This window comes from Azospirillum sp. TSO22-1, assembly GCF_003116015.1.
Classification (GTDB): Bacteria; Pseudomonadota; Alphaproteobacteria; order Azospirillales; family Azospirillaceae; genus Azospirillum.
In genome coordinates this window covers 1-24,710 of the sequence record NZ_LGQZ01000071.1, presented here as the reverse complement: position 1 = coordinate 24,710, position 24,710 = coordinate 1, and the positions used below count along the sequence as shown (strand labels likewise).

Genomic DNA, 24,710 nt, shown 5'->3' with positions numbered 1-24,710 from the left:
AGGCATCCGTCGCCGAGCCGCTATCGATTCAGTATCGGACCGATATCGGTTTTTGACAAGAGCGGCGATGGCGGCGCCCTACGGGTGGACAAAGCACAGCTTCTCTGCGCTCGCCTTGGCCTTCGCCTTGTGGGTGGCGATGACGCGGGTGATGGCCTCGACGCCGCCGTCCGGCGGCGTGCCCGCGAGCAGCACCGCCACGCCGCTGACCGTGAGCAACGGGAAGGTCCGCTCGCTGCCGTAGCGGTCGGTGGCGGTGATGAAGCCGGCGGCGCGCGACGCCGGGTCGTAGAGGCTTTCGGCGTCGGACCGGAAGCCTTCCACCAGATCGCCGAGTTGGGCGCGCGCGCTCCGTTCGTCCACGCCGCCGACGGCCAGGAAGAAGTCGTCGCCGCCGATGTGCCCGGCGAAGCCGCCGTTGCCCCCCGCCCACGCCTTCAGGCGCTCGGCGAACATCAGGAGGGCGCGGTCGCCCTGGCGGAAGCCGAAGGTGTCGTTGAAGGGCTTGAAGTTGTCGAAGTCGAAGTAGACCAGCAGGTACGGCGACGTCCCGCCCTCGAGCACCATCTCGATGTGCCGGGTGATCGCCGCGTTGCCGGGCATCCGGGTCAGCGGGTTCTGGTCGGTCGCGGCGATCAGGGTGCGCTCGTGCACGAGGCGGACGATGGCGTTGCTGCCCAGATAGCCGGCATACTCCCCGCATTCGACGATGATGACGCCGTCCGCCGCGCCGCTGGTGGTGAACGCCTCGATCACCTGCTCGAGCGGCGTGTTGATGTCGCAGACCGGGCACGCGACCACGAGGTCGCGGAGCGTGCGGCCGAACGCCTTGTTGCGCAGCAGTTCGCTGCCGAAGCGCGAGTAGACGAAGCGCTTCAGGTCGCGCTCGCGGATCAGGCCGAGCGGCCGGCGGTCGTCGTCCACCACCGGCACCACGGCCGGGTTGCGCTCGTCGCTGAAGTAGTCGAGCAGCGCCGCCTTGGGCGAGGCGACCGGCAGCGGCGGCAGCCGCTCGATCACCGCGCTGAGCCGCTGCAGCGCTTCGCTGGGCCGGCGGCGGTCCTCGCGGTTCAGGCGGACGACGACGGGGCTCTCCTGCGCCAGCGGTCCGTCCTCGCCCGGCGGCGCCACCAGCGGCCCCTGGACGAAGTCGCAGCCGACGTCGCGCGAGACGTAGAACTCCACCTCGCTGCCGACCCCGCCGGCGATGGCCATCGTGCCCAGCGTGTGGGCGCAGCCGACGATGTGGTTCACCGCCGTGCGCTTGCGCATGTTGCGGTCGATGCCCTGGATCAGCGCGTCGTCGATACGGACGCAGTCGAAGTGCAGGTCGCACAGCGCGCGCAGTCCCACCCCGCCCGACCCGAGGTTCCAGAGCGCGACGCCGACGTTGGCCTTGGCGCAGCGCGCGAAGGCCGAGTCGCCGGACGCCTCCAGGGCCGGGACGTCCTGCTCCGGCAGGGCGACGGTGAGCGGCACGCCGGCGGCGACCCCGTCGGCGAGGACGCCCAGCAACACCTCGCTGCCGAAGCAGCGCGCGTCCACCGGGATGAACAGGCGCGCGCGCGGCGCCGGAGCCAGCGCGCGGAAGGCGGCGATGGCGTCCGTCGCGACCGCGGCCTCGAACTCCGCCAGCACGCCGCGCCGGAACGCGGCGTCGGACAGGGCTCGGTGCGTGGAAAAGCCGACCGTCTCCATCCCGCGCAGGGACATCTCGAAGCCGTGGCAGGCGCCGGTGCGGGCCTGGACGATCGGGACGAAGGCGCAGCGCAGGCCACCCTGCGCCACCCGGCAGTCCGGGGGCAGGCGGTCGCGGGGATGCTCCGGAGCCTGGCGTCGCATGGCTGCTCCTCCCGGGCCGCGCCGCCGGGCGAGCCGGCACGGACGGTTGAGCGTGAATGGTCTGCTACAGCCTTAGCGCATGGACTGTTACAGTTCCTATCGCGCACGGCCGTACGGGCGGCGGACGGTTATCGAAAGTTTCATCGCCGCGTCGCGACGCCGTCACAGTGTCTCGTATCATGCGACCTCGGGTTGGCCATCGGACCTGGATGGACACCGCGCCCGACCGCCGGGACGCCGCGCAACGGCACCGCAGGCGTCCAGCTCCACACGGGATCAACATGACGGTCAACCTGCTGAAGAGCTTGACGCTGAAGCAGGCCGTGCACGCGATCGTGGCGGCGTTCCTCATCGGCGTGCTGATCACCCTGTGCGAATTCGGCTGGGCCGCCGCCCGCGAACGCGAGCGGGTGGCGCAACGCGTCGCCGACCTGGTGGCGATGACCCGCGGCTCGGCGGCGGTGGCGGCGTGGAACATCGACGGCCAGATCGGCGACCAGGTGCTCGCCGGCATCGTCGCCGTGGAATTGGTGCGCTCCGCCACCATCGAGACCAACCTGGGCCTGATGGTCGCCCAGCGCCAGCGGTCGGGCGAGCCGGCGTCGGGCCTCGCCCGCGGCATCGCCGACCGGCTGCTGAGCGGAATGTCGGTGGTCGAGCACCCGCTGGGCGCCCCCTACCCCGGCCGCGAAGGGCAGGCGGCCGGCGTGCTGCGGATCGAGGTGGACACGCTGTACGCCGCCCACGAATTCCTCGCCTTCGCCGGCACCGCGACGATCGCCGGCATGGTGCGCAACGTGGCGATCGGACTGGCGTTGGCGCTGGTCTTCCACCGCTTCCTGACGCGCCCGCTGGTGCAGATCGGCCGCGACATCGCGCGCATCGATCCGGAGAACCCGGCGGCGACGCCGATCCCGGTCCCCGCCGGGCACGAGGACGACGAACTGGGCTACGTCGTCGAGCGCTTCAACGGCACGCTGGCCCTGCTGGAGCGCGAGCACGGGGAGCTGCGCCGCCTCGCCACCCGCTGCGGCCTGACCGGCCTCGCCAACCGGTCGCTGCTGTTCGACCGGCTGAAGCACGCCATCGCGCACGCCCGGCGCTCGGGGCACAGGCTGGCGGTGCTGTTCCTCGACCTCGACCGGTTCAAGCACCTCAACGACAGCCTCGGGCACGACCTGGGCGACGATCTGCTGCGCCTGCTGGCCGGGCGGCTGGGCGAGTGCGTGCGGGAGTGCGACACCGTGGGCCGGCTGGGCGGCGACGAATTCCTGATCATCCTGGAGCGCGTCGCCGACACCGGCGAGGCGGCCGTGGTGGCGGGGCGCATCCTGCACCAGCTGCTCAAGGCCACGTCCCTGTCGGGACACCGGATCCACATCACCGGCAGCATCGGCATCGCGCTCTACCCCGACGACGGCGACGACGCGCAGAGCCTGATGCGCATGGCCGACGTCGCCATGTACGCCGCCAAGGCCGAGGGCGGCGGCCGCTTCGTCTTCTACCGCCGCGAGATGACCGAGCGCGCGCTGCTGCGCCTGCGCCTGGAGGCCAGCCTGCGCCAGGCGACCGACCACGGCGTGTTCGAGTTGGCCTACCAGCCGAAGATGACCGCCTCCGGAACCCTCGCCGGCTTCGAGGCGCTCATCCGCTGGCCGCACGAGGGTTTGTTGATCCCGCCGCTGGACTTCATCCCGGTGGCCGAGGACACCGGGATGATCGTCGAGATCGGTGACTGGGTGCTGAACGAGGCGTGCCGCACCGCCGCCCGCTGGGCGCGCGACCACGCCCCGGTGCCGGTGGCGGTGAACGTGTCGGCGCGCCAGTTGGCCGATCCCTCCTTCGTCCGGCGCGTGCGCGACGCGCTGGACCGGCACCGGGCCGCGCCGGACCTGCTCGAGCTGGAGATCACCGAAAGCGTCATCATGCAGGACGTCGAGATGCACCTGCCGACTCTGCGGCGCCTGCGCGACATGGGCGTGGCGATCGCGGTGGACGATTTCGGCACCGGCTACTCGTCGCTCGCCTACCTGCGGCGGCTGCCGCTCGACGTGCTGAAGATCGACCGCAGCTTCGTCAACGATCTGCCGGGCGAGCCGGCCATCGCGTCCACCGTCATCGCGCTGGCCCAGCGACTCGACCTCGCCACCGTGGCGGAAGGCGTCGAAACCGCGGAGCAGCACCGCTGGCTGTGCAACGCCGGCTGCGACTACCTCCAGGGCTACCTGTTCTCGAAACCCCTGCCCATCGCGGCGGCCGACCGGCTGGTCGCCGACGCGCATCCCGACAACGACAACCGCCTCGCCCGCAGCGAAGCCGCCGGTGCGGGCTGACCCGCAACGCCGGACCAGAGGAGCAGCAACATGACCCAGCCGACCCACACCGTCCTGTTTCTGTGCACCCACAACAGCGCCCGCAGCGTCATGGCGGAGAGCGTGCTGAACCGCCTCGGCCGCGGCCGCTTCCGCGCCTTCAGCGCCGGCAGCCGGCCGGCCGGGCACGTCGATCCCGACGTGCTGGCCCTGCTCGCCCGCCTGCACCATCCGGTGGAGGCGCTGCGCTCCAAGTCGTGGGATGAATTCGCCGGCCCGGACGCGCCGGAGCTGGACTTCGTCTTCACCGTCTGCGACACGCTGGCCGGCGGCGACTGCCCGGTGTGGCCGGGCCAGCCGATGACGGCGCACTGGGGCTTCCCCGATCCGGCCGCCTTCGCCGGCCCGCCGGCCGAACGCGCCGCCCTCATCGCCGACATCTACCGCCAAATCGAGCGCCGGCTGGAGATCTTCGTCAGCCTGCCGATGCGCTCGCTCGACCGCCTCACCCTGCAGACGCGCCTGGACGCCATCGGCGGGGCGACGGCGCCGGCGGGGTGAGCGGGCATCGTCTCGAAACGGTAAGGCGGACGTCATCGCCGTGCCATCACGGACGGCTAGCGTGCCCTTCCCCGAAACCGCTGCGGCCAAGGCCCGATGCTCCTCACCGTGGAATGCCTCGACCAGGACACCCTCAGCTGGCGGACGCTGGCCCGCCACGAGGGCGTTGCCCCCGAATGCGCGCCGATGATCGTCGGCGTTCTGCGCGACGGCCTGCCGTCCAGCTCGGTCCTGCGCTGGAACTGGTCGGGCCGGAGCGGAGCCCCGTCCGCCGACGCGGCTCCCCGCCCGCGCCAGCGCTTCCCGCGACGCCGGCGTGCGGCCGCGGCGGTGTTCTGACCCGAGTCGGGCGCGAGACCCGCGCCCCGCGGTCGAAACTGTCACAGTCAGGCGGTAGGCTGAGGGTCGCCATCACCAGCGACAAGAGACCAGCCATGAACCGCCTGCCCGTGCAGACGTGGCGCTGCCGCGTCGCCGCCCTTCTGGACGACCCCGTGGCGGCGGCCGTCCTGCGCCGCGACGGCCTGACCCGCGAGAGCGTCTTCGCGCAGATGGAGCCGATCGCACGCTGGCTGCAGCGAACCGCGCCGGCACCCGTGCACGAGCGGCAGGACGCCGCCTGATCCGGCGCCGAACCTGTGCAGGGCAGCGGGCGGTGCGTGCGCCTCTTGATAATAATCCGGCTGGTGATACCATCCCTCCGCCCGCTTTCCCTCCGTCCGCTTTCGACGAGTGGCCAGTCCCATGCCCCTTGAGATCGAGCGACGCTTTTTGGTCGATGGATCGGTTCGTGCGGAGCTCCGCGCGGGCGATCGGATCCTCCAGGGCTACCTGCCGGCGCCCGACGGTTGCACCACCCGCGTGCGCATCGTCCGCGGCAAGGCGTTCCTGACCCGGAAGGGGCGCAAGACCGGGTGCTGCCGTGAGGAGGTCGAGCGCGAGATCAAGCTGGAGACCGCGTTGCGGCTGCTGTCCGGCAAGCGGGTCGGCGACCTCATCGAGAAGACCCGCTATCGCATCCATCACCAGGGCTTCCGCTGGGAGGTGGACGTCTTCCACGGCGCCAACGCCGGGCTGGTCATCGCCGAGATCGAACTGGAACACCCGGACGCCGACTTTCCCCGCCCCGACTGGATCGGCGACGAGGTTACCCACGACGCGCATTACAGCAACTCCGCCCTGTCGCGCCGGCCCATTTCGACGTGGCGCCGCCAAGCGGCCTAGACGACGAGCTTGACCCGCCCGAGCAGCGCCGCCAGTTCCGGTTCCTCGACCAGCAGCGCGGCCTCCGCCGGGGGAATCCAGGACCGCCGGCGCTGCCCCTTCTCCGGCCAGTCGTCCAGCTCGCGCCGGACCTCCATGGGAAACACCTCGACCGCGCAGGCGACCGCCTCGCCCGTCCGCAGCCGCTTGGTGTAGTGGAACTGCCCGCAGGAGCGCCGGCTGACCTTGCCGACCAGCCCCGCCTCCTCGTACGCCTCGCGGGCGGCGAGCTTGTGCGGCTTGACGCCCCGCTTCGGCCATCCCTTCGGGATGATCCATCGGCCGGTCTCGCGGGTGGTGACCAGCAGCACCACCGCCCGCCCCTCCTTTATCCGGAAAGGCAGCGCGCCGTACTGGATGCGGAGGTGCGCCTCGAACATACCCTTCGACCGTGTGCCAACCGCGCGCCGCGTGCGCGCATCGAAGCACATTAGCATTTCCCGGCCACAGGCGTCGCGTGCATTGGTCAGGGTAGCGAAAGTGCAAGCGCTCCGCCGACGCTTGCTTTCGGACATACACCGCGCCCCGGCACGGCCGAAGGCCACCTCACCTCAAAGCGGGCAGTCGTGCGTCCGGCAGTTCAGCCGCAGCGGGCACGGCCCCCCGGAGGCCCGCGCCTCCAACTGCGTCAGGACAAGGCGCCAGCAGTCGATCGCCGACGGATCGCCGGCGGCTTCCGCGCGCTCCAGCGACTGCCGCGCGATGGCCAGCCCATCGCGCCCCGACCGGCGCCACAACGAGCAGCTGAAGATAGCGATGTCGGCTGCGAACTCGTCCATGCATGCCCCCTGTTGTTGCGACGCAACATAATGGGCCATTGCGACAGGCACGTTACCGTGGGCGCGACCGAAGGGCGCAGCGCCGAATTTTTCACCACGGCGGGCGCGCGACTGCAACACGACCGTCGTCGCACCGTCATCAAGCTGTCGCGTGTTTGCGGCATCAACGCGCGAGGGCCAACCTTCGAACAGGATACGACCGTGAGCATTCAGACCGCTGCCGCTGCGCCCGCCGTATCCGCAAAGCCGAGGACCCTCGAGGTGCGGCTCGCCGCCGACGCCCGCGAGATCGACGCGGCGCAGGCGCTGCGCTACCGCGTGTTCCACGAGGAGATGGGCGCGGCGCTGGACGGCGGCGTCGCCGGGCGCGACGTGGACGCCTTCGACTCCGCCTGCGACCACCTCATCATCCTCAACCACGAGGCGGCGCCCGGCGGCGCCGTGGTCGGCACCTACCGCCTGATGCGCCGCGCCATGGCGGATCGCTGCGGCGGCTTCTACACCGCGACCGAGTTCGACATCGCCCCGCTGCTGGCCCATCCGGGCGAGGTGCTGGAGCTGGGACGCTCCTGCGTGCACCGGGCCTACCGCACCGGCGCCACCATGCAGTTGCTGTGGCAGGGCATCTCGGCCTACGTCCTGCGGCACGACGTGAAGCTGATGTTCGGCTGCGCCAGCCTGCCCGGCACCGACCTCGACGCGCTGGCCCCGTCGCTCGCCCACCTGCACCGGCACCATCTGGCGCCGCCGGCCCTGCGCGCCCGCGCCCTGCCGGAGCGCCGCGTCGACCTCGACCATCTGGCGGTGCACGCCACCTCCGGCGAGGAGGTGGCCGCGCGGTTCGAGCCGCGCGCCGCGATCGCCGGCCTGCCGCCGCTGCTGAAGGGCTACCTGCGCGTCGGCGGCTTCATCGGCGACGGCGCGGTGGTCGACCACGCCTTCAACACCACCGACGTCTGCCTGATCGTGCAGATGGACTCGCTGTCGGGCAAGTACGCCCGCCACTTCCTGAACCGCGTGGGCTGAACGGTGCTCGATTCCGCCCCCACCGTCACCATCCGCCCGTCCACCGAGGCGGACGTGCCGGCGATGCTGGAGATCTACAGCTACCACATCCAGCACGGCCTCGGCCCCTTCGACGTCGAGCCGCTGCACCCCGAGGAGCTGAAGCGCCGCCGCAAGGCGATGCTGAAGCGCCGCCTGCCGCACCTCGTGGCCGAGATGGACGGCGTGGTCGCCGGCTACGCCTACGCCGCCCCGTTCCGCAAGCGCCCGGCCTACCGCTACACGGTCGAGCACTCGATCTACGTCCACAAGGACGCCCAGGGCCACGGCATCGGCCGCCGGCTGCTGCCGGCGCTGATCGAGGCGTGCGCCGCCGCCGGCGCCCGGCAGATGGTCGCCGTGGTGGACAGCGCCAACCTCCCCTCCCTGCGCCTGCACGTGGCGTGCGGCTTCGTGCAGGCCGGCGTGCTGCATTCGGTCGGCTTCAAGTTCGGCCGCTGGGCCGACAGCGTCTTCCTGCAGCGCGCGCTCGGCCCCGCCGACACCGAACCGCCCGACGACCACAACGGCGGCACCGTCCAGGCCGGCGACTGACCGGCCTTTTTTTTCCCCCTTGGAGTTCCAGCATGGACTTTTTCCGACGCTTTTCCTTCCTGGTCTGCGCCCCCGCCTTCGATCCCGACGAGTTGGAAGGCGTGCGCGTGCAGCAGATCGTCGCGGAGGTCGAGCGGCTGGGCTTCGAGGTGGTGCGGACGCGCCGGGTGGAGGACGCCGAGCTGGCCATCCGCACCGACGCCGCCATCGGCTGCATGATCGTCGATTGGGGCAAGCGCGGGCTGGAGGGCAAGCCGGCCTCGCTGATCGCGCTGGCCCGCAAGCGCGGGCTGGAGATGCCGATCATCTTGCTGGTGCGCCGGCAGCGGCTGGAGAACATCCCGGTCGACGTGCTGAACCAGGTGGACGGCTACGTCTTCCTGGCCGAGGAGACGCCGGAGTTCATCGCCAAGAACCTCGTCTCCCGCCTCAAGCAGTACGCCGAGACGCTGAAGACGCCGTTCTTCGGCGAGCTGGTCGACTACGCCGAGGAGGGCAACCAGCTGTGGACCTGCCCCGGCCACAACGGCGGCATCTTCTACAGCCGCAGCCCGATCGGCCGCATCTTCGTCGAACACCTGGGCGAGGCGGTGTTCCGCGACGACATCGACAACTCGGTGCTGGAGATGGGCGACCTGCTGGTCCATGAGGGGCCGGCACTGAAGGCGCAGAAGGAGGCGGCGAAGATCTTCGGTGCCGAGCGCACCTACTTCGTGCTGAACGGCACCTCGGCGTCGAACAAGATCGTGCTGTCGGCGCTGGTGGCGGAGGACGACCTCGTCCTGTTCGACCGCAACAACCACAAGGCGGCGCACCACGGCAGCCTGTTCCTCGGCGGCGGCATCCCGGTGTTCCTGGAGACCGACCGCAACGCCTACGGCCTGATCGGCCCGATCGACGCCGAGGCGCTGGACGAGGGGCGCATCCGCGAGAAGATCCGCACCAACCCGCTGGTCAAGGACCCCGACGCCTGGAAGCGTCCGCGCCCATTCCGCGCCGCGGTGATCCAGCAGTGCAGCTACGACGGCACCATCTACAGCGCCGAGACGGTCCTGGCGAAGATCGGCCACCTCTGCGACTACATCCTCTTCGACGAGGCGTGGGCCGGCTTCCTGAAGTTCCACCCGCTGTTCAAGGGCCGCTTCGCCATGGGGCTGGAGGGGCTGCACGACGGCCATCCCGGCATCATCGCCACGCAGTCCACGCACAAGCAGCTGGCCAGCTTCTCGCAGGCCTCGCAGATCCACGTGAAGGACAGCCACATCCGCGGCCAGCGCCGCCGGGTGGAGCACCGCCGCTTCAACGAGACGTTCCTGCTGCACGCCTCGACCTCGCCCTTCTACCCGCTGTTCGCCTCGCTGGACGTCGGCGCGCAGATGATGAAGGGCCGCTCGGGCGAGGTGCTGTGGGACGACACCATCCGCCTGGGCGTCGAGCTGCGCAAGAAGATCCGCGCCATCGGCCGCGAGTTCGAGGAGCGCGAGAGCGACCCGGCGCGCCGCTGGTTCTTCGACCCCTTCGTGCCCGACCGCGTGGAGTTCGACGGCGCCCCGACGGCGTGGGAGGACGTGCCGACCGACGCGCTGGCCTCCGACGTGCGGCACTGGGAGTTCGCGCCGGGCGCCGACTGGCACGGCTTCCGCCACGTGGCGGCCGGCTACGCCATGACCGACCCGAACAAGCTGACCCTGCTCACCCCCGGCTTCGACCGCCGCACCGGTGCCTACGAGGAACACGGCATCCCGGCCCCGGTGGTGGCGCAGTACCTGCGCGAGAACCGCATCGTGCCGGAGAAGAACGACCTCAACTCGATCCTCTTCCTGCTCACCCCCGGCGTGGAATCGAGCAAGGCCGGCACGCTGCTCAGCGCGCTGGTGGCGTTCAAGCGGCTGCACGACGACAACGCGCTGCTGGAGGACGTGATTCCGGAGTTCGTCGCCCGCCGCCCGGCCCGCTACGCCGGCCGCCGGCTGCGCGACCTGTGCGCGGAGATGCACGCCTACTACCGCGAGCGCCGCACCAACGAGCTGCAGCGCCGCATGTTCCGCCCCGACCACCTGCCCACCATGGTCATGCCGCCGCGCGAAGCCGTGCGGCACCTCGTGCGCAACGACGTGGACTACCTGCCCATCGACCGGATCGCCGGGCGGATCGCCACCACGCTGTTCGTCGTCTACCCGCCGGGCATCGCCACCATCGTGCCGGGCGAGCGCCTGGACGAGCGCGCCCGGCCGATGATCGAGTACCTCCAGGTCTTCCAGGAGGGCGCCAACCGCTTCCCCGGTTTCGACAACGAGATCCAGGGCCTGTACCGCGAGACCGAGCCGGACGGCTCGGTGCGCTTCTACACCTACGTGATGCGCGAGGACGGAGGGCGGCGGTAGCGTTCGCTCGCACGTGGCTACGAAGCCCCTCCCCCTTGCGAGGGAGGGGCTTCAAGGCGTCAGGCCGCCTCCTTCATCGGGCGCAACCCCTGCACCAGCGCGCGGAAGCGCTCGCGGAAGGCGTCCCGCTCATCCGGCGCGGGGATGAAGGTGACGTGCATGTGGTCGCGCTCGACCGAGCGCACCGCCGCCGCCACGCGCAGGCCGGCGCCGTCGATCTCCAGCCGGATCGCCGTTCCCTCCCGCACGCCAGGCAGAGCGCCGCACAGATGCGCCCCGCCCTCCGACGCATCCAGGACGGTCACCGGATGCTGGTTTCCGTCCACCACGGCCACCGCCGGCCGTTCCAGCGCGTAACGCGGCGCGCGGCGCCGATCGACCTCGGGCATCGCGGTGCGCACCACGCGCACCAGCACGTGGCGCAACTGCTCAATGCTGTCGGCCACCTGGGCGGACATGCCGCTCACCTGCGAGGCGCGGTCGCCGGTGGCAGATGCCTCCTGCGAGACATCGGCGATGCGCACCGCCACCTCCTGCGCCGCGCCGGAGGTCTGGCTGACGTTGCGGGCGATCTCCGCGGTGGCGGCGCCCTGCTGCTCGATGGCCGCCGCGATGGTGGTGGAGACGCTCTGCACGTCGCGGATCGCCGCGGCGATCCCGCGCACCGCGCCGACCGCCTGTCCGGTGGTCGCCTGGATCTCGGCGATCTGGCCGGAGATCTCCTCGGTGGCCTTCGCCGTCTGGATGGCGAGGTGCTTGACCTCCGACGCCACCACGGCGAAACCCTTGCCCGCTTCGCCCGCACGCGCCGCCTCGATGGTGGCGTTGAGCGCCAGCAGGTTGGTCTGCCCGGCGATCTCGCTGATCAAGTGGCTGACCTCGCCGATGCGGTTCACCGCGTCGGCCAGCAGCAGGATGGTGCGTTCGGCGCGCTCGGAGGCGCCGGCCGCGTCGCCGGTGACGGTGGTGGCGGTGCCGATCTGTCCAGAGATCTCGCGGATCGACGCGCTCAGCTGCTCCGAGGCCGCCGCCACGGTCTGCGCGTTGGCCAGCGCCTGCGCCGCGGCGGCGGCAACGCCCTGGCTGTTCCCGCCGACCGCGGCGGCGCTGGAGGCCATCTGCGTGGCGTTGGCGGTCATGCGGCCGGTCTGCACGGCAATGTTCTCGACGACGGTGTGCGCCTCGCGCTCGATGGTCTCCGCCATTTTGAGCAAAGCCGTACGCTTCTCCCGCTCCGCGGCGGCGCGGTCCTCCTCCTGCTGGCGGCGCAGCCGTTCGGCCTCGCGGGCGTTGTCGCGGAACACCACGACGGCGCGCGCCATCACGCCCACCTCGTCGCGCGCCCCGGCGTCCGGAATGTCCGTGTCCAACTCGCCCGCCGCCAGCCGCCGCATGGCGGCTTCCAGCGCGTGGATCGGCTGCGACACGCTGCGCGCCAGAAGGAATCCGCCGGCCAGCAGCACCAGCAGCGTCGCCACCGAGGTCGCCAGCATGACCCGCTCGAACGAGGCCTGCGCCTCGCCGCTGGCGGTGCGCAGCCGGGCCGCCTCCGCGGCCAGCGCCTGCGCCGCCGCCTGGAGTTCCGGCTTGATCTGCCAGAAGGCGCGCTCGGCGGCGTCGTGCGCGTCGGAGATGGTCTCGGCGAGGTCGGCGTAATCGTTCACCCCCTGCACGTAGGCCGCCAAGCGGGCGCGCAGGTCGGCCTTGGCCGCGTCACCCAGCGCCGCGCGGTCGAGCGATGCGAGGAACTCCTCCTGCCGCTTGGCGAGCAGACCCATGTAGCGCGGCCCGTTGCCGCGCAGCATGAAGTCCTTCTCATGCCGGCGCATCTGCAGCATCAGGATGAGCAGCGGCTCGGCGTCGCCGCGCCGGGCGAGGTCGTCGCCCGCCGCCTTCTTCAGCTCGTCCAGCCGGCTTTCGATGGCGTGCACGGCGCCGCGCAGTTCCGCCTGAAGCCCCTTCTCCTCGGTGCGGCCCATTCGCTCGATCAGCGTGAACTGCCGGGTGAAGGCGCCGTTGTAGGCGGTGAGCCGGGCGTTCACCTGGGCAAGCCCGTCGCGCAGCGCGGGATCGGACGCGCCCTCCCCCAACGTCCGGATCGCGTCCGGCAGGCCCTGCTGCTCGCTGCGGAAGCGCTCCAGGTGGACGTCCGACTTGCTCTCCAGGAACGCCGTGCCCGAAGCGTAGGAGGCCAGGAGCCGCGCGACCGCCTCGGTGCCGGTGCGGGCCAGCGTGTTCGCCTTTTCCTCGGCGGCGCGAAAGCGATCCACCTCCGCCTGCCCGCCGACATAGACCTGGCCTATTCCGACGAACGCCAGTCCGACCACCCCGATCAGCCACCCCAGACGTTTGCCAATGGTCACGCGACGCAGCATTTCGCCCTCACTTGCCGTCATATTATTGTAATATTTCTGTTACCATCATCCATTCGCAACAATACTTTCATTTAGATAATAATGTTATGCAACAAGTTGCCTCACCCGTGGGCAGGCGGCGGAAATCTAGGCCGCCGGCCGCAGCAGCACGGTCGCCGTCGTTCCATGCCCGGGGCGGCTTTCCAGCAGCAGCTCGCCGCCCATGCGCTCGGTCAGCAGGCGGGCGATCAGCAGGCCGAGGCCGCTGCCCAGATGGCCGTCCAGACCGGTCGTGGCGTGCGCGTGGTCGAGGTGGAACAGCCGGGGCAGCGTCTCCGGCGGGACGCCGACCCCCTCGTCCCGCACCCGCAGCGCCACGCCGTCGCGCCCGGTGCTGGACGACAGCACCACGGTGCTGCCCGACGGCGAAAAGCGCACCGCGTTGTCCACGAGATGGCCCAGCACCGTGGCCAGCGCGGAAAGGTCCGCCAGCACCGGCGCGTCCCGTACCTCGTTCACCAGCGCGATGGCGCGCCGCGCGGCGATGGGCGTCATCTCCTCGACCACGTCGTGCGCTACGCCGCCCAGGTGATAGGTGCGCAGGTCGCACGGCACCTGATTGAGCTGCAGGCGCGACCACAGCGCCAGATTCTCGATCATCCGCAGGACCTGCCGGCCGGCGTCGTCGCACAGCTCGCCGCAGCCGGGCAGCATCTGCGCGACGCCCAGGATGGCGCTGAGCGGCTCCTTGAGGTCGCGGCAGAGCAGATCGAGGAAACGGTTGATGCGCTCGACGGTGTCGGCAAGCTGGTCGCGCTCGTGCTTGAGCAGCGTTTCCGCCAAGTGGCGCCGGCTGACGTCGGTGACGACGAGAAACGCCGCACCGGAGTCGGGCAGCGTGCCGTCGTTGACGACGGTGTAGGTCGGGGTCCCGTCGCTGCGCAGCAGCGTCACATCATAGGCCCGCCGCGGCGTCAGGCCGCGCAGCGCCACCTGCCGCTCGAGGGTCGGCCGGCTCTCGTCGGCGACGAAGGCCAGCACCGGGCTGCCGATCATTTCCCCGTCACGGTAGCCGAGCAGCGCGCACATCGCCGGGTTGGCATGCGTGATGACGAAGTCCCGGTCGACGATCCAGCAGGGGGCCGCAGCCGCGTCCAGCAGGGCCAGGACCGACAGCGGGGTGGCGTGCACCGCGTGTGCGGAATGGAGCGACGTCACCATCTCGGCACCTCATTATGTATACAAAACAATGGGCTATCCGCGATGCTAGACGCGTTCAGGTTGCCGGAATCGCACAATCCTATGAATTTGGCATGACGGACGGCAGCAGGCCGTGAACGCCGCCGGTTGAATGGTCGAAGAATGATACGGCCGGCCGGTCATGGAGGCATCCATGCGCCGGCCGGCCGTATCATCCATGTCGGTCAGCACGAAACGGATCCGCCGCAACGGCGACGCCGGGGCGGACTCCGGCGGTCGCCTCAGACGGGCCGGCCGCCGATCACGGTGGCGCGGTGCATCAGCCGACGGTGCGGCAGGTAATCGTTGACCGCGTAGTGCTGGGTCGAGCGGTTGTCCCAGATCGCCAGATCGTCCGCCTTCCAGTGCCAGCGCACGGTGAACTCCGGTCGTGTCACATGGTCGAACAGGATGCGCAGGATGCCGTCGCTCTCCCGCGGGCTGAGCCCGACGATGCGCGTGGTGAAGTTCTCCGACACGAACAGCCCCTTGCGGCCGGTCACCGGGTGCGTGCGCACCACCGGGTGCAGCACCGGCGGATGCCGGTCGCGCGCCTCGCGCCAGCGCTCGGCGATCTCCGGGCCGGTGTGGCGCCAGTACGGGAACGCCTTGGTGAAGTCGTGCTCCGCCTGCAGCGGCTCCAGCAGGCGGCGCAGCGGTTCGGAGAGCGCGGCGTAGGCCGCCTCGTTGCTGGTCCACAGCGTGTCGCCGCCCTGCGGCGGCAGCCGCTTGCCGGACAACGCGACGATGGCCGGCGGCGTCTCGATGAACGTCACGTCGGTGTGCCAGACGTCGTTGTCCGTCGGGTTGTGCGGCCCGGTGTCGAGCACCATGATCTCCGGCTGCTCCGGCACGTTCGGATAGACCGGGTGGACGTGCAGTTCGCCGAAGCGGGCGGCGAAGTCGCGCTGCAGACGCGGGGTGAGCGGCTGGTTCTCGAAGAACAGCACGTGGTGGGTGACCAGCGCGTGCTCCAGCGCCGCCTGTTCGGGGTCGCTCAGCGGCCGGGTGAGGTCCACCCCCTCCACCCGCGCGCCGATGGCGGGGCCGAGCGGGGTGACGGTCAGCGTGGACAGCAGGGCGGCGTCGGGCATGTGCGTTTCTCCGTGTTCGGTGTTCATTGGCGCCCCTGCCAGGGCACGAGCAGGCGCTGAGCGAGGCGCACCAGGATCTCCAGCGCGAAGGCGACGGCGGCGATGACCAGGATGCCCAGCACCACCACGTCGGTAACCAGGAACTGCGCAGCCGACTGCACCATGAAGCCGAGGCCGCGGGTGGCCGCCACCAGCTCCGCCGCCACCAGGGTGGACCAGCCCACCCCCAGGCCGATGCGGATGCCGGTGAGGATGTCCGGCAGGGCGCTGGGCAGCACCACCAGCCGCACCACCTGCCCGCGCGTCGCCCCCAGCGAGCGCGCGGCGTTCACCCGCTCCGGGTCCACCGAGCGCACGCCGGCCGCGGTGGCGAGCACCACCGGGGCGAACACCGCCAGCGCGATCAGCAGCACCTTCGACAGCTCGCCGATGCCGAACCAGATGACGATCAGCGGCAGGTAGGCCAGCGGCGGGATCGGCCGGTAGAACTCGATCACCGGCTCCAGCACGCCGCGCGCCACCGGGCTGAGGCCCAGCGCGATGCCGGCCGGCACCGCCGCCAGCACCGCCGCGGCGAGCGCCAGCAGCACGCGGGCGAGGCTCGCCCACAGGTGCTGCGCCAGCGTGGCGTCGACGAAGCCCTCGCTCCACACCTGCACGGCCTGCGCCGCCACCGCCTCGGGCGTCGGCAGGAACAGCGCCGGCACGATCCCGGCGTGCGACGCCGCCCACCAGCCGCCGAGCAGCCCCAGCACCGACAGCAGCGCGGCGCGCGCCGTGCGCGACAGCGGGCAGGCGCGCGTGCGGGGCTCCGGCGACGGGTAGGCCATCAGCAGCGCTTCGATCTCGGACATGCGGTCACTCCGCGGCGGCGAAGACGAGGTCGCGGACGCGCTCGCGCGCCGCGATGAAGGCCGGGTCGGACTTGACCACGCGGGCCGGCTCGCCCGCCGCCACCCGCCGGCCGAAATCGAGGTCGAGCTCCGCCGTCACCCGCCCCGGCCGCGGCGACATGATCAGCAGGCGGGTGGCCAGGAACACCGCCTCCTCGATGCCGTGGGTGATCAGGAAGACGCTCTTGCCGGTGCGCGCCCAGACCTCGAGGATCAGTTCCTGCATCTGCTCGCGCGTCATGGCGTCGAGGGCACCCAGCGGCTCGTCCATCAGCAGCACGTCCGGGTCGGCGGTCAGCGCGCGGGCCAGCCCGACGCGCTGGCGCATGCCGCCGGACAGCTCCCAGATGCGGTGCTCGCCGAAGCCCGCCAGCCCGACGAGGTCGAGCATGGCGCGCGCCCGCGTCCGCCGCTCGGCCTGCGGCACGCCCTTGAGGCGCAGACCAAAGGCGACGTTGTCGACAACGCTCAGCCACGGCAGCAGCGCGTCGTTCTGGAACACCACGCCGCGTTCGGCGCCGGGCCCGGCGATGGCGCGGTCGCCCAGCGCCACCCGGCCGGAGGTGGGCGGGAGGAAGCCGGCCATCAGGTTCAGCAGCGTGGTCTTGCCGCACCCCGAGGCGCCGAGCGCCACCACGAAGGCGCCCGGCTCGATGCGCAGCGACACCCGCTCCAGCGCCGTGACGCCGCCCGCCGGGGCGGGGAAGCGCACGGTCGCGTCCTGGACGGTCAGGGTGGACATGGGGCTGCCTCCTCCCGCTCGCGGTCACTTCGCTGCCACACTCTCCTTCACAAAGCGCACGGTGACGTACTGGCTGTAATCGGGCAGCACCGCCGGGATCTTGCCCTGCTCCTTGAGGAAGGCGGCGGTCTCGGCGATGGCCTTGACGGTGCCGCCGCCCAGCAGCTCGGGCGAGGCCTGCTCGGCGGGCAGCGGGAAGTGGTTGCCGGCCAGCAGCTCCGGGATCTCCGCCGGCTTGGCGCCGGTCAGCTTGACGATCTTCGCCACGTTCTCGGCCGACCCGCCCCAGGCGGCCGGCGCCTGGCGGTAGGCGGCGTAGGCGTCGGTCGTCGTGCGCACGAAGGCGCGCACCACGTCCGGGTTGGCCGCCGCGAAGTCCTTGCGCGCGATCCAGGCGTCGAAGGTCGGCGCGCCCCACTTGGCGACCTCGGAGGAGGACACCAGCACCTTGCCCGACTCCTTCACCTTGCCCAGCGCCGGATCCCAGACGTAGGCGGCGTCGATGTCGCCGCGCGCCCAGGCGGCGGCGATCTCCGGCGGGCGCAGGTTGAGGATCTGCACGCCCTTGGGGTCGATGCCCCAATGCTTCAGCGCCGCCAGCAGGCTGTAGTGCGTGGTGGAGACGAAGGGCACCGCCACCTTCTTGCCCTTGAGGTCCTTCGCCTCCCGGATGCCGGCGCCGTTGCGCACCACCAGCGCCTCGGCATCGCCGATCTGCGCGGCGACCAGAATGGTCTCGATAGGCAGCTCGCGGCTGGCGGCGGCGGCCAGCGGGCTGGAGCCGACATAGCCGATCTGGATGTCACCCGACGCGATGGCGGCGATCACGTCGGCGCCGCTGTCGAACTTGCGCCAGTTGATCTTGCGGCCGGAGGCCTTCTCGTACAGCCCGTCGGCCTGCGCGACCTTCGAGGGATCGACCACGGTCTGGTAGCCGATGGTGACCTCCGACCCGGCGGCCAGCGCCACCGCGGAGGTGGCGGTGACCAGCCCCAGTGCCGCCGTCCCAGCCACGAACAGGTGCTTCAGCGTCGCGTTCATCCGATCTCTCCCCTCGTTGCATGCGTTCCGTGCCCTCATGACAGCAGCGGTCCCACCGGGCTGTCAACGTATTTCCTACTTATTGAATAGAAAAATAATTTACAATTCACATTGCGTATTGACAGTCACGCCGACTCATTGTCCATTTTAATTGTAGATTTATGGTGCGCCGGGACCGGCCCGGCGGCCGGGGGCATTCCAAGGGGGAGAAACGGGGTGATCAGACGGACCTTCACGACCATGGTCCTGGCCGGCGCGGTGGCGCTCGGGCTGGGTGTTTCCGCGGCGTCGGCCGAGCCAGCGAAGGAGCTGCGCGTCGGCTTCCAGAAGTACGGCACGCTGACGCTCATCAAGGCCCGCGGCACGCTGGAGAAGCGGCTGGCGCCGCTCGGCATCGCGGTGAAGTGGCAGGAGTTCCCGGCCGGCCCGCAGCTGCTGGAGGCGCTCAACGTCGGCAGCGTGGACTTCGGCACCACCGGCGAGGCGCCGCCGATCTTCGCGCAGGCGGCTGGCGCGCCCTTCGTCTATGTCGGCTACGAGCCACCGACCCCAGTGGGCGAGGCGATCCTGGTGCCGAAGGACTCGGCCATCCAGTCGATCGCCGATCTCAAGGGGAAGAAGGTCGCGCTGAACAAGGGCTCCAACGTCCACTACCTGCTGGTCAAGGCACTGGAATCGAAGGGCCTGTCGATCAAGGACATCCAGTCCGTCTACCTGCCCCCGGCCGACGCCCGCGCGGCGTTCGAGCGCGGCTCGGTGGACGCCTGGGTGATCTGGGACCCGTTCCTCATTGCCGCCCAGCGCGCCACCCAGGCCCGCGTGCTGGCCGACGGCACCGGGCTGGTCAGCAACCACCAGTTCTACCTGTCCACCCGCGGCTACGCCCGCGACAACCCGAAGGTGATCGGCGCCTTCCTGGAGGAGATCGCCGACGTCGCCGCCTGGGCCTCCAAGAGCCCGGCCGAGGCCGCCGGGATCCTGGCGCCGCAGACCGGCATCGAGGCCGGCGCGCTGGAGATCGCCATCGCGCGCCTGGGCTACGGCGTGAAGCCCCTGAACGAACAGGTCGTCGCCGAGCAGCAGCGGATCGCCGACACCTTCTTCGGGCTGGGGCTGATCCCGAAGAAGATCGACGTGCGCGACGCGCTGCCGGCGGCGGGGTCGTAACGCCGACCGCTTGCCCCCACCCCTGACCCCTCCCCCGCTTCGCAGGGGAGGGGGAAAGCGGCACCCTCCCCTGCGAAGCGGGGGAGGGCCGGGGTGGGGGCAACACATCGCAAAAACCAAAACACAACGGCATCTCGGGAGCACACAACCATGGACATCCTCTGGTTCCTGCCGATCCACGGCGACGGCCACTACCTCGGCACGCAGGAGGGCGCGCGCGCCGTCACCCACGACTACCTGAAGCAGATCGCCCAGGCGGCGGACACGCTCGGCTACCACGGCGTGCTGGTGCCGACCGGCAAGTCGTGCGAGGACTCCTACATCGTCGCCGCCTCGCTGATCGGCGCCACCGAGAAGCTGCGCTTCCTGGTCGCCACCCGGCCGGGCACGCTGTCGCCGACCGCGGCGGCGCGCATGGCGGCCAGCCTCGACCGGCTGTCGGGCGGGCGCTTCTACCTCAACGTCGTGGTCGGCGGCGACAAGCAGGAGCTGGCCGGCGACGGCATCTTCCTCGACCACGACGCCCGCTACGACCACGCCGGCGAGTTCTTCTCGATCTGGAAGCGCCTGCTGTCCGGCGAGACCGTGACCCACAAGGGCGAGCACATCCACGTCGAGGGCGCCGAGCACCTCTATCCCACCGTGCAGCGTCCGCACCCGAAGCTGTTCTTCGGCGGCTCCTCGCCGGCCGGTCACGCCAACGCGGCCGAGCATTACGACGTGTACCTGAGCTGGGGCGAGCCGGTCGCCGAGGTGAAAGCGAAGATCGAGGACGTCAAGCGCCGCGCCGCCGAGCACGGCCGCACGCTGCAGTACGGCCTGCGCGTCCACGTCATCGTGCGCGAGACCGAAGCGGAGGCCTGGGACGCCGCCGAGCGCCTGATCAGCCGCGTCGACGACGCCACCGTCGCCGCCGCGCAGAAGATCTTCGAGCGCTACGACTCCGAGGGCCAGCGCCGCATGACCGTGCTCAACAAGGGCCGGCGCGACAATCTGGTGATCGCGCCCAACCTGTGGGCCGGCGTCGGGCTGGTGCGCGGCGGCGCCGGCACCGCGCTGGTCGGCGACCCGAAGACCGTCGCCGACCGCCTGAAGGAGTACCAGGACATCGGCATCGACACCTTCGTGCTGTCCGGCTACCCGCACCTGGAGGAGGCCTACCGCGTCGCCGAGCTGCTGTTCCCGCACCTGCCGGTCAGCAAGCCGCAGACGGCGGCACCCAGCGTCAGCTACGTCAGCCCGTTCGGCGAGCTGGTCGCCAACCAGGTGGTGCCGCCCAGCACACAGCGCGTCGCGGCGTCGGCCTCGTGAGCCGGGCGATCGTCAGGGCGGGGGCCGACCGGCTCCTGCCCTGGCTCCTCCCCGTGCTGGCGCTGGCGGCATGGGAGGGGCTGGCCCAGGCGGGGCTGATCTCCACGCGGGTCCTGCCGAAGCTGAGCGACGTGGCGCTGGCCGGCGTGCGGCTCACCGGCTCGGGCGAGCTGTTCGGCCATCTGCAGGCGAGCTTCGCGCGCGCCGGCGCCGGCTTCCTGATCGGCGGCGGTCTGGGGTTCGTGCTGGGGCTGCTGAACGGCATCTTCCCGGTGGCCGAGAAGCTGCTCGATTCCACGGTGCAGATGATCCGCAACGTGCCGCATCTGGCGATGATCCCCCTGGTCATCCTGTGGTTCGGCATCGACGAGGAGGCCAAGCTGTTCCTGGTGGCGCTCGGCGTGATGTTCCCGATCTACCTCAACACCTTCCACGGCATCCGCACCGTCGATGCGGGGCTGATCGAGATGGGCCGCTCCTACGGCCTGACGCACTGGCAGCTGCTGACCGAGGTGATCCTGCCCGGCGCCCTGCCCTCCATCCTGATCGGCCTGCGTTTCGCGCTGGGCATCATGTGGCTGACGCTGATCGTCGCCGAGACGATCTCGGCCAGCTCCGGCATCGGCTACATGGCGATGAACGCCCGCGAGTTCCTGCAGACCGACGTGGTGGTGCTGGGCGTGCTGCTCTACGCGCTGCTCGGCAAGCTGGCCGACAGCGTCGCCCGCCTGCTGGAGCGCTGGTCGCTCGGCTGGCACCCCGCTTTCCAGAAGCCCTGAAAGAGGTTTCCATGACCGTCCTGGCGCTCCACCGGCCCGCTCCACGCCCGCAGCACACCTACGTCCCGGCCCGCCCGCAGGGAAGCGACGGGGTGGGCGTTCGCATCGCCGGCCTGACCAAGGGATTCGGCGACCACCCGGTGCTGCGCGGCATCGACCTGGAGCTGGCGCCCGGCGAGTTCGTCGCCGTCGTCGGCCGCTCCGGCTGCGGCAAGAGCACGCTGCTGCGTCTGCTCGCCGGCCTCGACACGTCCGACGGCGGAACGCTGCGCCTGGACGATGGGGACGTCACGGGCTTCGCCGGGCGCACCCGCATCATGTTCCAGGACTCCCGCCTGCTGCCGTGGAAGCGGGTGATCGACAACGTCGGTCTCGGCCTGCGCGGCGACTGGCGCCCGGTGGCGCAGGAGGCGCTGCGGCAGGTCGGGCTGGAGCGCCGCGCCGGAGAGTGGCCGGCGGTGCTGTCCGGCGGGCAGCGGCAGCGCGTGGCGCTGGCCCGCGCGCTGGTCAGCCATCCCGGCCTGCTGCTGCTCGACGAGCCGCTGGGCGCCCTCGACGCGCTGACCCGCATCGAGATGCAGAGCCTGGTGGAAGCCGTCTGGCGGCGCCAGGGCTTTACCGCCGTGCTGGTGACCCACGACGTGGCCGAGGCGGTGACGCTGGCCGACCGCGTCATCCTGGTGGAGGAGGGCCGCATCGCGCTGGACGTGCCGGTGGATCTGCCGCGCCCGCGCGAGCGCTCGCATCCCGACTTTGCCGCCCTGGAGGGGCGCATTCTTTCCCACCTGCTGCGCCGGGAGGACGCCGATGCCTGACACCCTGCTCGCCCGCACCGCCGAGGAGCTGCTGTTCACCCGGGCGCGCACGCCCTCGGCGTGGCAGGACCGGCGCGTCGATACGGAGCTGCTGCACCAGCTGTGGAACCTCGCCCGCCTGCCGCCCACGGCGTTCAACGCCGGCCCGGCGCGCCTGCTATTCCTGGTGACGCCGCAGGCCAAGGCGCGGCTGCTGCCGACTCTGTCCAAAGGCAACATAGCCAAGGTGCAGGCAGCGCCGGTGACCGCCGTGGTGGCGCGCGACACCCGCTTCTACGACGAGCTGCCGCGCCTGTTCCCGCAGTACGACGCGCGGGCGCTGTTCATCGACAACCCGGATCTCGCCGAGAAGACCGGCGTGCGCAACGCCACCCTGCAGGGCGCCTACCTGATCCTGGCGGCGCGCCTGCTGGGGCTGGACGCGTGGCCGATGGGCGGCTTCGACGCCGCCGCGGTGGACGCCGAGTTCTTCCCCGACGGCCTGTGGCGGGCGGAGTTCCTGGTCAATCTCGGCTACGGCACCGCCGTCAACCCGCCTGAGCGCAACCCGCGCCTGGGCTTCGACGAGGCCTGCCGCGTCCTTTGAGGGCGCGTGCGTTGCGTCCGACCTCGCGCCACGTTAACTTCCACGCTCACGGTTGAAGCCACACACCCCGGCAATCCGGGGGCGTCTTGCGATCGTCCCTCTGCCGTCTCATCGACTTGCAACCGCGTGAAGCACTCCGGCGTCCCTCCCTTCATCGAGTTGCTTGAACCGCTGGTCGAGACGGCGCGCAAGCAGTTGGAGCACGTCCGCGCGACCAGCGAACGGCACGTCACCGCCGAAGCGTGGAAGGGAGCCGAGGAGGCTCTGCTACGGCGGCTTTCAGAGACCGCAGGACCGGCGCTGTTGGGGGCCTTCCGGGCGGAGGCGCACCTGCCTCCGGCAGCGCATCTGACCAGCATCACGCCCGACTGGGTGCCGCGTGCGCGTTATGACGCCTTTCTGGCGCGCGGCCTCGACGGCTGGCCGGCACTGGTGCGGCGGCTGCACAGGGTGGCGGACGAGTGGCGGAGCGCGGTTTCCGCTCTCGTCGGGCATCTGGCGTCCGATGAGCAGGCATTGCGGGCGTGGCACCGCCCCTGGCGCCGCGGCGTGCCGTCGGTGGCGGCCATCGAACTGGGGCTTTCCGACCCGCACGCGGGCGGGCGCACCGTCGCGCGGCTCACCTTTGCCGACGGCCGCTCCCTTGCGTACAAGCCGCGTTCCCTGGCCGCGGAGGCGGCGTTCGGGCGTCTGCTGCGCGGTGTCGCCGGTCGGTGCGGAGCGCCGCGACAGCGGGTGCCCTGGGTGCTCGACCGCGGCGATCATGGCTGGATGGAATGGCTAACGCCCGAACCCTGCCGCAGCCGGACCGATGCCGAGGCCTTTTACGAACGATGCGGCGGACTGCTCGCCGTGTTGGAGGTGCTGCGCGGTGGCGACATCCACCCGGACAATCTGATCGCCGCCGGAGCCTACCCGGTGATCGTCGACCTCGAATGCCTGTTTCAGCCGGGGCCGGCCGATCTCGCTCGTCCGGACCCGCTGGATGACCCGCTGGCGTTCACCAGCGGCGCGCTGCCGGTGTTCACGTCCTTCGACGGTGGACGGACGCTGCACCCGATCGCCGCGTTCGGCTGCGGCGCGCTGCCCGCGCGGCCGGGCCAGCGGCTGCGCCATCCCGGCACCGACTGGATCCATCTGGCGCCGGTCGAGGTCAGCAGTTTCGACGCCAACGGCCCGAGCCTGGACGGCGTCGCGCTCGACGTCCGCGATCACGTCGACGCTCTGGTTCGCGGCTATCGCGCGTCCCTCGCGGCGGTGCTGGCGCGGCGGGACGCCCTGCTCGCCCCGCGAGGGGCTCTGCGCCGCTTCCGCCGCACGGCGTTGCGGCTGCTGTGCGCTCCCACGAATCTGTACGCGCTGCTCCTGGACTCGGCCCTGAGCACGGAGGGCGTAAGCGACGAGGACAGTTTCCGCGCCCGGCTGGCGCGGGCCGCCCAGCGCGATCCGACCATCGCCGACGTCCACTGCTGGAGCGCCGTGCTGGCCGAGGAGGCACGGGCCCTGGACCGGCTGGATGTTCCCGCCTTCGTGTTCCGGCCGGCGCAGCGCTCCGCGCGGGCCGCCGCCGGCGGTACGATCGGCCGGGTTTTCGCGGCTCCCATGTTCGAACGCGTGGAGCGCGCCCTGCGCGCTCTCGACGGCGATGGTCTCGATGATCGCGCCGTGCTCCTGCGCGCCGCGCTGCGCCGGCCGGCCGCGCCGGCGGCGTCCGAGCCGACGGCGGTCGATGCCCGCGCCACTCTGCGGACACTGGCCGACCGGGTGGCCGATCTCGCCGCGCCGCAAGCCGGCGGCGCCGTCACCTGGGTGCGGCTGTGGGAGGTGATGCCGGCGCCGGTGGCGCCGGTCGGGCCGGGCCTGTGCTATGGCGTCGCGGGGATCGCCGTGTTCCTGGCCGAGGCGGGCCGCGTCCTTGACGACGACGCCCTGACCCGCCTCGCCGTAGG

At 71.1% G+C, this 24,710-nt stretch carries 23 protein-coding genes; 14 read left to right on the top strand and 9 right to left on the bottom strand.

What is annotated here, in order from left to right:
* Positions 1–78 precede the first annotated feature (78 nt).
* Positions 79–1,842: an EAL domain-containing protein gene (locus TSO221_RS18265; RefSeq protein ID WP_109119948.1), complete on the bottom strand. Its 1,764-nt coding sequence runs from the start codon at positions 1,840–1,842 to the stop codon at positions 79–81.
* A gap of 281 nt (positions 1,843–2,123) precedes the next feature.
* Between TSO221_RS18265 and TSO221_RS18260 the strand changes: the two genes are divergently transcribed.
* The 5 genes from TSO221_RS18260 (at position 2,124) to TSO221_RS18240 (ending at position 5,939) form a co-directional block, all read left to right on the top strand.
* Complete coding sequence (locus TSO221_RS18260; RefSeq protein WP_109119947.1) at positions 2,124–4,175, top strand: EAL domain-containing protein; 2,052 nt, start codon at positions 2,124–2,126, stop codon at positions 4,173–4,175.
* 30 nt (positions 4,176–4,205) lie between these two features.
* Entirely contained in the window at positions 4,206–4,715 is a 510-nt protein-coding gene (locus tag TSO221_RS18255; RefSeq protein ID WP_109119946.1) for an arsenate reductase ArsC, read from the top strand.
* 96 nt (positions 4,716–4,811) lie between these two features.
* Positions 4,812–5,054, top strand: coding sequence for a hypothetical protein (locus TSO221_RS18250; protein WP_109119945.1), 243 nt, complete (start codon positions 4,812–4,814; stop codon positions 5,052–5,054).
* A gap of 95 nt (positions 5,055–5,149) precedes the next feature.
* Entirely contained in the window at positions 5,150–5,338 is a 189-nt protein-coding gene (locus TSO221_RS18245) for a hypothetical protein (protein ID WP_109119944.1), read from the top strand.
* A 121-nt stretch (positions 5,339–5,459) separates the two neighbouring features.
* Entirely contained in the window at positions 5,460–5,939 is a 480-nt protein-coding gene (locus TSO221_RS18240; protein ID WP_109119943.1) for a CYTH domain-containing protein, read from the top strand.
* Here the strand turns inward: TSO221_RS18240 and TSO221_RS18235 are convergent.
* Together TSO221_RS18235 and TSO221_RS18230 are read right to left on the bottom strand one after the other, a co-directional pair.
* Positions 5,936–6,358, bottom strand: a complete 423-nt coding sequence (locus TSO221_RS18235; protein WP_109119942.1) for an NUDIX hydrolase — start codon at positions 6,356–6,358, stop codon at positions 5,936–5,938. The two genes, TSO221_RS18240 and TSO221_RS18235, sit on opposite strands and share 4 nt — an antisense overlap.
* A 171-nt stretch (positions 6,359–6,529) precedes the next feature.
* On the bottom strand, positions 6,530–6,757 hold the full coding sequence (locus TSO221_RS18230) for a hypothetical protein (protein ID WP_109119941.1): 228 nt from the start codon (positions 6,755–6,757) through the stop codon (positions 6,530–6,532).
* A gap of 201 nt (positions 6,758–6,958) precedes the next feature.
* Here TSO221_RS18230 and TSO221_RS18225 point away from each other — a divergent pair, with 201 nt between their 5' ends.
* Genes TSO221_RS18225 through TSO221_RS18215 form a run of 3 tightly spaced genes read left to right on the top strand, consistent with a single transcriptional unit; the run spans position 6,959 to position 10,740 of the window.
* Positions 6,959–7,783 carry a GNAT family N-acyltransferase gene (locus TSO221_RS18225; protein ID WP_247878115.1) on the top strand — a complete coding sequence of 275 codons (825 nt, stop codon included), beginning with the start codon at positions 6,959–6,961 and terminating at the stop codon, positions 7,781–7,783.
* Between the two features lie 3 nt (positions 7,784–7,786).
* On the top strand, positions 7,787–8,356 hold the full coding sequence (locus TSO221_RS18220) for a GNAT family N-acetyltransferase (protein ID WP_109119939.1): 570 nt from the start codon (positions 7,787–7,789) through the stop codon (positions 8,354–8,356).
* A 32-nt stretch (positions 8,357–8,388) separates the two neighbouring features.
* Positions 8,389–10,740 (top strand): Orn/Lys/Arg decarboxylase N-terminal domain-containing protein, encoded by a 2,352-nt coding sequence (locus TSO221_RS18215; RefSeq protein ID WP_109119938.1) that lies wholly within the window; start codon positions 8,389–8,391, stop codon positions 10,738–10,740.
* A 59-nt stretch (positions 10,741–10,799) separates the two neighbouring features.
* Here the strand turns inward: TSO221_RS18215 and TSO221_RS18210 are convergent, their stop codons facing one another.
* The 6 genes from TSO221_RS18210 to tauA form a co-directional block, all read right to left on the bottom strand.
* Positions 10,800–13,115, bottom strand: a complete 2,316-nt coding sequence (locus TSO221_RS18210; protein ID WP_247878114.1) for a methyl-accepting chemotaxis protein — start codon at positions 13,113–13,115, stop codon at positions 10,800–10,802.
* Between the two features lie 126 nt (positions 13,116–13,241).
* A complete protein-coding gene (locus tag TSO221_RS18205; RefSeq protein ID WP_109119937.1) occupies positions 13,242–14,315 on the bottom strand; it encodes a PAS domain-containing sensor histidine kinase in 1,074 nt (357 codons plus the stop codon).
* Between the two features lie 260 nt (positions 14,316–14,575).
* Positions 14,576–15,427 carry a taurine dioxygenase gene (tauD, locus tag TSO221_RS18200; protein WP_109119936.1) on the bottom strand — a complete coding sequence of 284 codons (852 nt, stop codon included), beginning with the start codon at positions 15,425–15,427 and terminating at the stop codon, positions 14,576–14,578.
* A gap of 23 nt (positions 15,428–15,450) precedes the next feature.
* Positions 15,451–16,281, bottom strand: a complete 831-nt coding sequence (locus TSO221_RS18195; RefSeq protein WP_109119935.1) for an ABC transporter permease subunit — start codon at positions 16,279–16,281, stop codon at positions 15,451–15,453.
* Positions 16,282–16,285: 4 nt separating this feature from the next.
* Positions 16,286–17,062, bottom strand: a complete 777-nt coding sequence (gene tauB / locus TSO221_RS18190; protein ID WP_109119934.1) for a taurine ABC transporter ATP-binding subunit — start codon at positions 17,060–17,062, stop codon at positions 16,286–16,288.
* A 24-nt stretch (positions 17,063–17,086) separates the two neighbouring features.
* Entirely contained in the window at positions 17,087–18,103 is a 1,017-nt protein-coding gene (gene tauA / locus TSO221_RS18185) for a taurine ABC transporter substrate-binding protein (protein ID WP_109119933.1), read from the bottom strand.
* 216 nt (positions 18,104–18,319) lie between these two features.
* On the opposite strand from tauA, the gene TSO221_RS18180 reads away from it, so the two are divergent.
* The 6 genes from TSO221_RS18180 to TSO221_RS18150 form a co-directional block, all read left to right on the top strand.
* On the top strand, positions 18,320–19,270 hold the full coding sequence (locus tag TSO221_RS18180; RefSeq protein ID WP_247878113.1) for a sulfonate ABC transporter substrate-binding protein: 951 nt from the start codon (positions 18,320–18,322) through the stop codon (positions 19,268–19,270).
* A 150-nt stretch (positions 19,271–19,420) separates the two neighbouring features.
* Positions 19,421–20,581: an FMNH2-dependent alkanesulfonate monooxygenase gene (gene ssuD, locus TSO221_RS18170; protein ID WP_109119930.1), complete on the top strand. Its 1,161-nt coding sequence runs from the start codon at positions 19,421–19,423 to the stop codon at positions 20,579–20,581.
* Entirely contained in the window at positions 20,578–21,360 is a 783-nt protein-coding gene (gene ssuC, locus TSO221_RS18165) for an aliphatic sulfonate ABC transporter permease SsuC (RefSeq protein ID WP_199229529.1), read from the top strand. Before ssuD ends, ssuC begins: the two co-directional genes overlap by 4 nt.
* A gap of 11 nt (positions 21,361–21,371) precedes the next feature.
* Positions 21,372–22,175 carry an ATP-binding cassette domain-containing protein gene (locus tag TSO221_RS18160; RefSeq protein WP_109119929.1) on the top strand — a complete coding sequence of 268 codons (804 nt, stop codon included), beginning with the start codon at positions 21,372–21,374 and terminating at the stop codon, positions 22,173–22,175.
* Positions 22,168–22,761 carry a malonic semialdehyde reductase gene (locus TSO221_RS18155; RefSeq protein ID WP_109119928.1) on the top strand — a complete coding sequence of 198 codons (594 nt, stop codon included), beginning with the start codon at positions 22,168–22,170 and terminating at the stop codon, positions 22,759–22,761. The genes TSO221_RS18160 and TSO221_RS18155 overlap by 8 nt, the downstream gene beginning before the upstream one ends.
* A gap of 126 nt (positions 22,762–22,887) precedes the next feature.
* Positions 22,888–24,710: DUF4135 domain-containing protein (locus tag TSO221_RS18150; protein ID WP_158284130.1), on the top strand; the 1,823-nt coding region annotated here is incomplete at its 3' end.